This is a genomic window from Streptomyces sp. NPDC054796 (assembly GCF_053611545.1).
Genome location: NZ_JBSHAO010000018.1, coordinates 96108 through 107967, shown reverse-complemented (window position 1 = coordinate 107967; position 11860 = coordinate 96108). Strand labels below are relative to the sequence as shown.

Sequence of the window (11860 nt, the reverse complement as noted above, 5' to 3'; positions counted from 1 at the left end):
GGGACGGTCAGCCACTGACCCCCCTGGCACACGGCCGGTTTCGTACGGGCACTCTCGGCAGACATGAGCTTCCCCCATTTGTCGACGGATACGGATGGTCCGTCCCGGGGTCTGCCCCTCTCCCTTGGCACTCCGCTTGGCACAACCTTGCAGGATCCTTGACACACCTGCCCCTGCCCGTGGAATGGCCGGTTCACCCGGCGACGGTGCTCAGCGGCGTCACCAAGGACATGGACCTCTACTACGGCGAGGCGTTCGGCCCGGTCTGCGCGGTGACGCCCTTCGCCGACGACGAGGAGGCCATCCGCCTCGTCAACGACACGGACCACGGCCTGACCTGCGGCATCCTCACGGAGAACGGCACCCACGGCCTGGCCGTCGCCCGCCGCGTCCGCACGGGCATCGTCCACGTCAACGACCAGTCGGTGGCGGACGAGCCGCAGGCCCCGTTCGGCGGCGTCAAGTCCTCGGGCTACGGCCGCTTCGGCGGCCGCTGGGGCATCGAGGCGTTCACGAACACCCGCTGGGTCACGCTGGCCTCGGAGCACGCGCGGTATCCGTTCTGAGCGGCTCCGTCCTTCAGCCTGCGGCACGCGTCGACGGAGTGGAGCCAGGATGATCCTGGCTCCACTCCATGGTGCCGGCGTGTCACTGGAACTGTGCGAAGAACCTCCAGATCTCTCCCTTGGTCCAGGTGGCGACGCCGCTTTCGTTGGGGGACCCGTCGACTGGGCCGGGTATGTGGCCTCCGTCGAACGCGGCCCATTGGACCGGGTATCCGGCACGGCAGCCCGAGTAGGTGGTGGTGATGTGCGTCCGGCTGCCCGGCGCGGGCTCGCGCGGGCTCTGGGCAGTGCAGCCGTTGTTGCCGACGAACTTGTCGCGCAGGGAACGCCCTTGCGAGATGTTGAGGACGTTGTCGCTGATGCCGTGGATCCCGAAGTAGGCGATGGGCTGGGTACCGCCGCTGCACCCGCTGATCTGGGCGCCGGAGATGACCGCGACGGCCCTGAAGACGTTCGCCCGGCTGCATGCGAGTGCGTAGCTCATGCCGCCGCCCCAGCTGAACCCGGTGGCGAAACGCTGTGCCGGGTCGACACAGAGGCCGTCCTCGATGCGCCGGATCATGTCGTCGACGAAGGTGACGTCCTCACCGCCCGAATTGGCCCAGCCGTTGCCGAGGCCCTGGGGGGCGACGAGGATGGCGGAGTTGTTCGACTGTTCCTGCTGGCCGTAGTAGGACCAGGCGGTCCCGCTCGTGCCACCCGAGGCGACGTCGCCGGCCGTTCCGCCCCGCCAGTGGAACGCGAAGATCAACCGGTAGGGGTGGCTGTTGTCGTAATTGTCGGGAACTCTGAGGATGAAGCTGCGGCTCTGACCGCCGCTCTGGATCGTGTGCGTGCCGCTCGTCAGAGTCGGAGCGCTGCCGCATCCCCCGCCGCCGTCGGACGACAGCTTGACCATCTGCCACTGCTGGTTGGCGCCGCCCCAGTCGGCGTACTGGACGACGTTGCCGCCGTCGGCGGTGGAGCTGCCCTGCACCTCCACCGCCTTGCCGCTGTTGCGGTTGATCAGCCGGACGTGGTCCGCGTCGGAGTCGGCCAGGCGGAACTGCTGGTTGCCCCCGTTGTGGTCGGCCCACTGCTGGATCGCGGCGCCGTCTGCGGTCGAGGCGCCGGCCACGTCGAGAACCTTGCCCGAATGCCGGGCCTTGAGGCGGTAGAAGCCGTCGCCGGAATCCACGAACTGCCACTGCTGGTTGGCTCCGTCGTGGCGCGTCCACTGGCTGATCCGCGCGCCGTCGGCGGTGGACGTGGAAGAGACGTCCAGCGCCTTGCCGCTGTTGCGATTGACCAGGACGTACCAGGCATTGGTGTCCACCGTCGCCGCCTCGGCGGGCGCCGGATTCACCGCGGTGAGCATGCCGATCGCGAGGGTCGCCGCTACCACGGCGGCGACGCGGGACCACCAATGCTGTCTTCGTGGAGGGGCGGGGGAAGCCGCACGGTAGGTCTTCATCGATTCACTCCTTTCGCTCCTTCGTTTGTGGCAGGTCTCGTCAGGTACGGGTCCAGCGTTGGTTGCTGCCGTTCGAGCAGGAGTAGAGCTGGATCAGGGTGCCGTTGGCGGTGCCGCCCGAGACGGCGTCGAGGCAGAGGCCGGACTGGACGCCGGCGATGGACCCGTCGGAGTTGAGGCGCCATTTCTGGTTGTCGCCGCCCCAGCAGGAGTAGATCTGCACTTTGCTGCCGGTGCCGGTGCCGGCGGCGTCCAGGCACTTGTTGCCGTAGACCCTGAGTTCGCCGGCGTCCGTGTGCGTCCACTGCTGGTTGGTGCCGTTGTGGCAGTCCCACAGGTGGAGCTGGGTGCCGTCGGTGGTACTGGTGCCGGGCACGTCCAGGCAGCGGCCCGAACCGACGCCTTTGATCTGTCCGGACTCCGGGGGCGTAGTGGAGCCGCCGTTGAGTGCGTTGAGGACGGAGGTGTAGGCGGGCTTCTTGCTGCCGTCGCCGTTGAACAGCAGCGGCGTCTGCTCCGCTCGCCAGGAGTCGGTGTCGCGCACACCCCAGACCGTGATGCCGAGGCAGCGCGGGACGGCCAGGCAGTCGTTGGTCACGTTGGCGTAGGTCGTGGCCGGGGCGCCCTGGATGTCGAGTTCGGTGATGGCCACGTCGACGCCGAGAGCGGCGAAGTTCTGTAGCGTGGTGCGGAAGTTGCTGTTGTAGGGGCTGCCGCTGTTGAAGTGCGACTGGAAGCCGACGCAGTCGATGGGCACGCCGCGCTGCTTGAAGTCTCGGACCATGGCGTACATGGCCTGCGTCTTGGCCCAGGTCCAGTTCTCGACGTTGTAGTCGTTGTAGCAGAGCTTGGCGGCCGGGTCGGCGGCGCGCGCGGCGCGGAAGGCGGCCTCGATCCAGTCGTTGCCGGTGCGTTGGAGGTTGGAGTCGCGCCGGGCTCCCGTACTGCCGTCGGCGAAGGCCTCGTTCACGACGTCCCACTGGGCGATCTTGCCCTTGTAGTGGGCCATCACGCCGTTGATGTGGTCGATCATCGCCTGGCGCAGCGTGCTGCCGCTGAGGCTCTGCATCCAGCCGGGCTGCTGTGAGTGCCAGGCCAGGGTGTGGCCGCGTACCTGCTTGCCGTTCTGCACCGCCCAGTTGTAGACGCGGTCACCGGCGGTGAAGTTGAACTGGCCCCGCTGGGGTTCGGTGGCGTCGATCTTCATCTCGTTCTCGGCCGTCACCGAGTTGAACTCGCGGCCCGCGATCGTCGTGTACGCCGAGTCGCCCAGTCTGCCCGAGGCGATGGCGGTGCCGAAGTAACGACCGCTCTGCGCCGCCGCGGCGCCGAGCGTGCTCTCGGCGGCGTGTGCTTTCGGCGGCGCGGCCAGCGCACCGACCACACCGAGGACGCCGACGGCCAGCGCTATCAGCAGACCGCGGAGCTTGTGGCGGACGGCGGGTGGGGGAATGGCATACGAGCCCATGACTGTGCCTCCAGGGTAGAAATCACGGAAGGACTGAAAGTGCAGCGGCATCGTGGTCGTGGAACCGGGACGATCTCGACCGGCCCGGACAGCACCCGGTCGGCCTCCGGGCGACGAGCGGGGCAACGGCCTTGTTTCGACAGAGGCATGGGGGTGCTCACATCGCGGCTCAGCCGGGGGACCGCCACGCGGCGTCGCGTACCTCTCCCACTGCGCGAGGAGTCAGGATGCGCTGGTGCGAACCTCACCGGAACGGAAACGGGGTGGCGCGGGTGCTGTGGTGCGCGGATCTGTCGTGCAGCACAGATCGCCAAGGGTGTTCGAAATTTCGAACTACGACCGGCGTCTCAGACAGGGATGATTGAGGGGTTGGTGGTGGGTCGTCAATACTCCCCGCAGGGGAAGTTTCCGTTCCTTGCCCGAAACTTTCCGGAAGCCCGGCGAGTCGGACGGGGAACCGTCGGACCCCGAGCGCCACCGTCGGCGGACTCGCGCGGCCCCGAGGCGACGGGGTCGTGTTCTGGTCACCGCGCGGGGCCGAGTGTCGACCCAGGTCGGGCGCCGCTTGTGCTCAACCTCTCCTCGGTGCGGACTCCTTGGGCTGGCGCGCCGTACCGCAAAATTCAGGAGAGGTTCCGGTCGGGCGGGCGGCTCGTCACGCTTGAAGGGGAGGCGCTGTCTGTGGACAGATCGGCGACAGGTCTCGACCGGGAGGCCCCGCATTCCTAGCTTGTGGCGTCAACGGGTCCGAGAAGTATCCGGAAAGTTTTCGAGACGACCCCGGCTGCGGCGCGGTCGAACCTGGCAGGCCAGCGGGTGCGCGCGTCGGTCAGACGTGTCCGGGTCAGGTCTGCCGTGCTCGGGTCAGGTCTGCCGTGCTCGGGTCGGCTCCGTAGAGGACGGAGCCTATGCGCGCCCCGGAAGGCGATGAGACGGACCGGACGCATCGTGCAGGGCCTCTGATCCTTCGCGCCGGGGCTGCCGCAGGCGCACGGAATGGCCGGTTCTCCGAGGCAACCGGCGGGCCCCGGTGTCGTTGGGTATCGGGAGCCGTGCTCACGGCTCCCGATCCGACGCCCACGAACCGGCCCCGTACCGGGAAGGGACCAGCCCCATGGCCTTCACGCTTCAGCAGTTCACCGCCCGCCCCCGCCTGGCGGCCCTCGCGCTGACCGTTCTGCTCGTCGGCGGGGGCGCGCCCGCCGCGTATGCGGCGTTCCAGCCCGACGAGGCATCGGCGGCACGGACCTCGGCCCCGGCCTCGGCCACGGCGGCACGCGGGGACCGTCACGGGCGCCCTTACACCGAGACGAGCCTGCTGTTCGGCACCGCGCGGCCCGACGGCGGGCCCGAGGTGACGGACAAGGAGTTCCGTGCCTTCGTGGACTCCTTCGTCACGCCGCGCTTCCCGGACGGGCTGACCGTCCAGGACGGCTACGGCCAGTACCGCGACGCGCACGGCACCATCGAGCGCGAGCGCTCCTACGAGCTGGTCCTGCTCTACCCCAGCTCGCAGGACGAGGAGAACGCGCCGGAGATCGAGGAGATCCGCGACGAGTACAAGGCCAAGTTCGGCCAGGAGTCCGTCGCGCGCGTCGACGACCGCGCCCGCGTCGACTTCTGATGCCCCGTCACCGGCGGGCGGCCCGGGAGCCGCACGCGCGCCCCGCGTTCAGGCGCGTGCGGCCCCCGGGCCCGCCCCCTCCGGCTCCTCCGGCTCCTCCGTCGACGGGGTCGGGCGCGAGGACGGCATGGCCGGTACCGGCAGCAGTGGCTGCCGCAGTGCGCCGAAGGCGTCCTCGGGCACGGCCGGTTGGCGCGGGGCGACGGGTGCGAGCCGTACGTACGGCTCGCCCTGCGCCGGACGCGCGTCCTCGTCGCCCTTGTTGGGCCACAGCGACATGGCGCGCTCGGCCTGCGCCGTGATCGTCAGCGACGGGTTCACGCCGAGGTTCGCGGAGACGGCCGAGCCGTCGACGACGGAGATGCCGGGGTGCCCGTAGAGCCGGTGGTACGGGTCGATGACGCCGCTGTCCGCGTCCCCGCCGATCGGGCAGCCGCCCAGGAAGTGCGCGGTCAGCGGGCGGTTGGTCAGCTCACCGAGATTGGTGCCGGGGAAGCCGTTGATGCGCTCCGCGAGCAGCCGTACCGCCTCGGCGCCCTCCGGTATGTGCACCGGGTTGGGCGCCCCGTGCCCCTGGCGGGCGGTGAGCAGGCCCTTGCGCAGGCCCTTCGTCCGCCGGAACGTGGTCAGCGAATTGTCGAGGGTCTGCATGACGAGCCCGATGATCGTGCGCTCCGACCAGCGGTAGGTGGTCGCGGTGCGTGCCACCAGGAGCGGGTGCCGCAGATACGCGCCCGTCGCGACGAGCCACTTCGGCAGCCTCCCGCCCGTCCGGTACTGCGGCACGCAGATCAGCGCCATCAGGTTGGAGCCCTTGCCGTAGCGGACGTTCTCGATGTGCGTGGTGGCGTTCGGGTGGATCGAGGACGAGATGGCGATGCCCTTGGTGAAGTCCAGCTCCGCGCCCCTGCCGTACCGCTTGCGGTAGCGGCGCGGGAAGGTGAGTGCGCCCACCAGGGCCTCGGAGTTGGTGCGGGTCAGCGCGCCGAGCCCGTCGGGGATGCGGGGCAGTGTGCCGGTGTCCTTCATGCGGTGCAGGAGTGTCTGCGTCCCGTACGTGCCCGCCGCGACGACCACCTTGCGGCAGCGCAGCACCCGCCGACCGCGACCGCGCCGCCTCCCGCGCCACCCTCCGCGCCGTCGGTCCGTGGGCTCCGTGGTCACCGTGAAGCCGCCGTGCCCGTCCTCCGCCACCTCCGTGGCCGTGGTCATCGGGTGGATCACGGCGCCCGCCTTCTCGGCGAGGTAGAGGTAGTTCTCGGTGAGGGTGTTCTTCGCGCCGACGCGACAGCCCGTCATGCAACTGCCGCACTCCAGGCAGGCGGTGCGCGCGGGCCCGGCGCCGCCGAAGTACGGGTCGGGCACCTCGTACCCCGGGCCCTTCGCCCGCTCGCCCCGCGCGTCCTGGCCGTCGCCGAAGAAGACCCCGACGGGCGTGAGCCGGAAGGTGTCACCGACACCCATGGCCTCGGCGGTGGCGCGCAGGTGCTCGTCGGCCTCCGTGGTGGTCGGGTTGGCCCGCACGCCGAGCATGCGCTGTGCCTGGTCGTAGAAGGGTTTCAGCTCCTCCTGCCAGTCGGTGATGTGGCCCCACTGCTGGTCCTGGAAGAAGGCGGGCGGCGGCACGTAGAGGGTGTTGGCGTAGTTGAGGGAGCCGCCGCCGACCCCGGCGCCCGCCAGGATCATGACGTTGCTGAGGAGGTGGATGCGCTGGATGCCGTAGAGGCCGAGCGAGGGCGCCCACAGGTAGTTGCGCAGGTCCCAGGAGTTCTTGGGCAGCGTCTCGTGGGTGAAGCGCCGCCCGGCCTCCAGCACACCGACGCGGTAACCCTTCTCCGTGAGACGCAGCGCCGAGACCGAGCCGCCGAACCCGGAGCCGATGACGACCACGTCGTAGTCGTGGTCCTGGTCGTGGTCGTGGTCGCCGTCGGTGTGCTCGGGGGTGTTGCTTAAGTGCTCCAAGTGCTGCGACATGTGTCGAAGTCCTTCCTCCTCGCCCGTGCGTGCGCGGGGGTGTCGGGTTCAGCCTGCGTACAGCGCCTCGATCTCCCGTGCGTACGCGTCGGAGACGGCCTGGCGTTTGACCTTCAGTGACGGGGTGAGCAGGCCGTTCTCCTCGGTGAACTCGCCCTCGACGACGCGGAACTTGCGGATGGACTCGGACGAGGACACCGCCTCGTTCGCGTAGTCCACGGCACGCTGCACGTCGGCGAGCAGCTCCGGGTCGTCGCGCAGTTGGGCGACCGGGGTGTCACGCGGGCGCTTGCGCACGGACAGCCAGTGCTCGATGGCGTCCGGCTCCAGTGTCACGAGCGCGGCGACGTACTTGCGGCCCTCGCCCACCACCATGCACTGGCCCACGGGCGGGCGGCTGCGCATCCGGTCCTCCAGCACCGCCGGGGAGACGTTCTTGCCGCCGCTGGTGATGAGGATGTCCTTCTTCCGTCCGACGATGCTGAGGTAGCCGTCCTCGTCGAGCCGCCCCAGGTCGCCGGTCGCGAACCAGCCGTCGTCCAGGACCTCCGCCGTGGCGTCGGCGTTGTTCCAGTACGAGTGGAAGACCACGCCTCCCTTGAGCAGTACCTCGCCGTCGTCGGCTATGCGTATCGCGGTGCCGGGCACGGGCTGGCCGACGGTGCCGGGACGGGGGCTCAGGGGCGGGGTGAGGACGGCGGCGGCGGTGGTCTCGGTGAGGCCGTAGCCCTCGTAGATGACGATGCCGCTGGCGAGGAAGAAGAGGTTCAGCCTGCGGTCGAGGGGGGAGCCGCCGCTGATGGCGTAGCGCAGCTTGCCGCCCAGCTCCTTGCGGATGCGACGGTAGACCAGCAGGTCGTAGAGCCCGTGCGCCAGGGTGAGGCCGAGGCCGGGGCCCGCGCCCCTGTCGAGAAGGTGGGCGAGTACCTTCTCGCCGTAGGTCACCGCGATCCGGTCGGCCCGCTCGAAGGAGGAGCCGCGGCCCATCTTCTCGGCCATGGCGCGGCCGGTGTCGTGGATCTTCTCGAAGAGGTAGGGCACGCCGACGACGAACGTCGGCTGGAAGCTCTTCAGTTCGGGCCGCAGCTCGTCGGGTTTGATGCTGGGGCAGTGGCCGAACTCGATGCGGGCGCGCAGGCAGGCGATCTGGATGGTGCGGCCCAGGACGTGTGCCAGGGGCAGGAAGAGGAGCGTGGAGGCGGCCTGCCCGGTGACCTCGGTGAAGACCGGGTGCAGCAGCTCGATGGTGTTGGCCGCTTCGGCGTGCAGGTTGCCGTGGGTGAGCACACACCCCTTGGGCCTGCCCGTGGTGCCCGACGTGTAGCAGATCGTGGCGACGGTGTCCGGGGTGAGCGCGGCGCGCCGCTTGGCCACCTCCTCGTCGGGGATGTCCCGGCCCAGCGCGGTGAGTTCGGCCAGTGCGCCGCCGTCCACCTCCCAGATGCGCGGCGGCTCGGGCATGGCCGCCCCGGCCGTGCTCGCGGTCAGCGCGTGCTCGGGAGTCTCCACGATCATGTGCGCTGCGCCCGAGTCGGTGAGGATCCACTCGATCTGGTCGGCCGACGAGGTGGCGTACACCGGCACGGACTGCCCGCCAGCGGCCCAGATCGCGAAGTCCAGGACGCACCACTCGTAGCGCGTGCGGCACATCAGCGCGACCCGGCCGCCCGGTTCGAGCCCGGCCGCGATGAGCCCCTTGGCGACGTCGGTCACCTCGCGGGCGAACGCCGCCGCGGTGACGGGCCGCCACTGGCCGTCCTCCTTGCGGCGCAGCACCACGGCTTCGGGCGCCTCGGCCGCGTTGGTGAAGGGTATGTCGGCGGTGCTGCCGGAGGCGGCGGGCGGCACGAGGTGGGAGGCGCGCACTTCCCGTACGGTGCCCGCCTCCCTGACCAGCTCCACCGAGACGCGCTCTGCGAGCCGGGTGTGCCCTTTCGCCTTCCTCAGGTCCTTCCGTACGCCCATGGTTCAAGCTCCTGTTCGCGGCTCGCAGAGAGGGGGTCCTCGTGGGGAGGGGAGTCGGGGAGTCGGGGAGATCGGGGAGATCGGGGAGATCGGGGAGGTGGTACGGGGCCGGGCCGAGCGGTTCAGCGCTCCAGGAGCGCGGTGACGCCCTGGCCGCCCGCCGCGCAGATCGAGACGAGCCCGCGCACGGGCGCGCCGTCCTTCTCCCGCGCGCGCTCGGCCAGCAGCTTCGCCAGGGTGGCGACGATCCGGCCGCCCGTCGCCGCGAAGGGGTGCCCGGTGGCCAGGGAGGAACCGGCCACGTTGAGGCGGTCGCGGGCGACGGTGCCCAGGGGTGCGTCGCGGCCGAGGCGCCGCACGCAGAACTCCTTGTCCTCCCAGGCGGCGAGGGTGCACAGCACCTGGGAGGCGAACGCCTCGTGGATCTCGTACAGGTCGAGGTCGCCGAGGCCGAGCCCGGCGGCGTCCAGGAGGCGCGGCACGGCGTAGGCCGGGGCCATGAGCATGCCGTCGGGCCCGTCGACGTAGTCCACGGCGGCGGTGCGCGAGAAGGAGACGTACGCCAGCACCGGCAGCCCGTGCTCCTCGGCCCACTCCTCGCTCGCGAGCAGGACGGTGGAGGCGCCGTCGGTCAGCGGCGTGGAGTTGCCCGCCGTCATCGTCGCGCCGGGGCCGGAGCCGGAGCCCGTCGCGCTGCCGGAACCCGAGCCCGTCGTGCCGAAGACCGGTTTGAGCCTGGCCAGCTTCTCGACCGAGCTGTCGGGCCGCAGGTTCTGGTCCCGCTCCAGGCCGCGGAACGGCGTCAGCAGGTCGTCGAAGAAGCCCCGCTCGTAGGCGGCGGCCAGCTTCTGATGGCTCGACGCCGCCAGCTCGTCCTGTGCCTCGCGGCTGACGCCCCACTCCGCTGCCGTCCGCGCCGCGTGCTCGCCCATGGAGAGCCCCGTGCGCGGTTCGGCGTTGCGCGGGATGTCCGGTACGAGGTGGCGGGGCCTGGCCTTGGCCAGCGCGCGGGCGCGAGCGGGCAGCGCACGGGCGCGACGGGCCGCCAGCAGCACCTTGCGCAGCTCGTCGTTGACGCCGAGCGGGGCGTCGCTGGCCGTGTCGACGCCGCCCGCGACGCCCGCGTCGAGCTGCCCGAGCGCGATCTTGTTGGCGACGAGGATGACCGCTTCCAGGCCCGTGCCGCACGCCTGCTGGATGTCGTAGGCCGGGGTGCGGTGGTCCAGGGAGCTGCCGAGGACGACCTCGCGGGCGAGGTTGAAGTCCCTGCTGTGCTTGAGCACGGCGCCCGCGACGAACTCGCCGAGCAGTCGCCCGCGCAGCCCGAAGCGGTCCACGAGTCCGTCGAGCGCCGCGGTGAGCATCTCCTGGTTGGACGCGGTGGCGTAGGGCCCGTCGGAGCGGGCGAAGGGGATGCGGTTGCCTCCGATGATCGCGACACGTCGCCCGACCGATGCCATGACTGTCACTCCTAGCGCGCCCCAGCGCGATGGCTGCTCCCACTTACTTACTCTGCGGTAAACTTACTTATGCGTAAGCGGAAATCAATGCCCGGTCGCCACAAATTTGAGAACGCGCCCCTCGCCGGGCGTTGCGGCGGGGTCTCCGTCGGGCCCTGAACAGGTCCCCCGGGGCGTGGGGGCTCAGGGCTCCAGCGACTCTCCGGCCAGGACGTTGCGCATGCCGACCCACACCATGTTCATCAGCCGCTGCGTGACCCGCTCCGGCGTCTCGCGCGGGTGGCTCTCCATCCAGTCGGTGAGCGTGTCGGCCGCGCCGACGAGGGCGTGCGCCACGAAGTCGGCCTCCTCGTCGCCCAGTTCCGGCGCGCCCGCGCTCTCCGCGATACCGGCCCGCACCAGCCCCTCCACCTGTGCCATCACGGACCGTCTGGCCTTCGACACCTCCGCCGTGACGGTCTCGCTCATCGCCGAGGTCTGACGGTGCAGCACGACCCAGCTGTCCCTGTGGTCGCTGACGAAGGCGAAGAAGGCGGACAGCCCGGCGCGCAGCCGCAGGCCGGGGGTCTGCGCGCCGCGCGCCGCCTCGCGGAAGGCTTCGGTGAGCCGTCCCGCCTCGCGGTGGACGCAGGCGAGGAACAGCCCCTCCTTGGAATCGAGGTAGAGGTAGACCATGGGCTTGGAGATCCCGGCGAGTTCGGCGATCTCGTCCACGGAGGCGGCGTGGTAGCCGCGCTTGGAGAAGACCTGGACTGCCGCATCGATGATCTGCTGCTCCCTGACCTTCCGGGGGAGTCGGCGCTTACGTGTCTCGGTCACCCTTGCCAGCCTACCTACCCTCGCGTAATCTTACCGCGTAGTAAGTTTACTACGCGGTAAGGAAGCGTGATGGCAGACATCGCCGACGAACTGGCCGGGCTGGACTTCGCTGCGGTCTCTCCCGAGGAGTTCGCGGGAATCGTCAAGAAGGCGTCCACCAAGGACATCGCCACGATCATGCAGGGGGACATGCGCGAGCGCGTGCTCGCCGAGGTCTTCGGGCGCATGGGGCGGCAGTTCCGCCCCGATGCCGCGGGCTCCCTCGACGCACTGATCCGCTGGAAGGTGACGGGCGAACAGGAGACGGTCTACGAGACCCGCATAGCCGACGGCACCTGCACCGTCACCGAGGGCCGCAGCGAGGCCGACCCGCGCGTCACCCTCGTCATGGGCGACGCGGAGTTCCTCAAGCTGGTCTCGGGCAACGGCAACCCGGTCACGATGTTCATGACCCGCAAGCTCAAGGTCGCCGGGGACGTCGGGCTGGCCTCCGGGCTGACCCGTTACTTCGACATCCCCAAGGCCTGAGGG

General features: G+C 70.3%; 8 protein-coding genes and 1 pseudogene. 3 read left to right on the top strand and 6 right to left on the bottom strand.

The genetic code is table 11. The features are described 5' to 3' along the window. Positions 1–191: 191 nt before the first annotated feature. A pseudogene (locus ACWGJ2_RS17560) lies at positions 192–566 on the top strand (aldehyde dehydrogenase family protein); the annotation flags it as partial. Between the two features lie 82 nt (positions 567–648). Here the strand turns inward: ACWGJ2_RS17560 and ACWGJ2_RS17555 are convergent. Continuing rightward, the gene (locus tag ACWGJ2_RS17555) at positions 649–2019 is read right to left on the bottom strand and encodes an RICIN domain-containing protein (RefSeq protein ID WP_453346986.1); all 1371 of its coding nucleotides are present in this window, start codon (positions 2017–2019) and stop codon (positions 649–651) included. Between the two features lie 40 nt (positions 2020–2059). Beyond that, positions 2060–3487 carry an endo-1,4-beta-xylanase gene (locus ACWGJ2_RS17550; protein ID WP_453346985.1) on the bottom strand — a complete coding sequence of 476 codons (1428 nt, stop codon included), beginning with the start codon at positions 3485–3487 and terminating at the stop codon, positions 2060–2062. Between the two features lie 1114 nt (positions 3488–4601). Between ACWGJ2_RS17550 and ACWGJ2_RS17545 the strand changes: the two genes are divergently transcribed. Continuing rightward, positions 4602–5111: a DUF3574 domain-containing protein gene (locus ACWGJ2_RS17545; protein ID WP_453346984.1), complete on the top strand. Its 510-nt coding sequence runs from the start codon at positions 4602–4604 to the stop codon at positions 5109–5111. A gap of 48 nt (positions 5112–5159) precedes the next feature. Here the strand turns inward: ACWGJ2_RS17545 and ACWGJ2_RS17540 are convergent, their stop codons facing one another. From ACWGJ2_RS17540 to ACWGJ2_RS17525, 4 genes are all read right to left on the bottom strand, one after another. Next, a complete protein-coding gene (locus tag ACWGJ2_RS17540; protein ID WP_453346983.1) occupies positions 5160–7085 on the bottom strand; it encodes a GMC oxidoreductase in 1926 nt (641 codons plus the stop codon). A gap of 48 nt (positions 7086–7133) precedes the next feature. Beyond that, complete coding sequence (locus tag ACWGJ2_RS17535; RefSeq protein ID WP_453346982.1) at positions 7134–9050, bottom strand: AMP-dependent synthetase/ligase; 1917 nt, start codon at positions 9048–9050, stop codon at positions 7134–7136. Between the two features lie 122 nt (positions 9051–9172). Then, positions 9173–10510, bottom strand: coding sequence for an acetyl-CoA C-acetyltransferase (locus ACWGJ2_RS17530; protein ID WP_453346981.1), 1338 nt, complete (start codon positions 10508–10510; stop codon positions 9173–9175). A gap of 183 nt (positions 10511–10693) precedes the next feature. Then, positions 10694–11329: a TetR/AcrR family transcriptional regulator gene (locus ACWGJ2_RS17525; RefSeq protein ID WP_453346980.1), complete on the bottom strand. Its 636-nt coding sequence runs from the start codon at positions 11327–11329 to the stop codon at positions 10694–10696. A gap of 69 nt (positions 11330–11398) precedes the next feature. Here ACWGJ2_RS17525 and ACWGJ2_RS17520 point away from each other — a divergent pair, with 69 nt between their 5' ends. Further along, a complete protein-coding gene (locus ACWGJ2_RS17520) occupies positions 11399–11857 on the top strand; it encodes an SCP2 sterol-binding domain-containing protein (RefSeq protein ID WP_453346979.1) in 459 nt (152 codons plus the stop codon). The last annotated feature ends 3 nt before the right edge of the window (positions 11858–11860 follow it).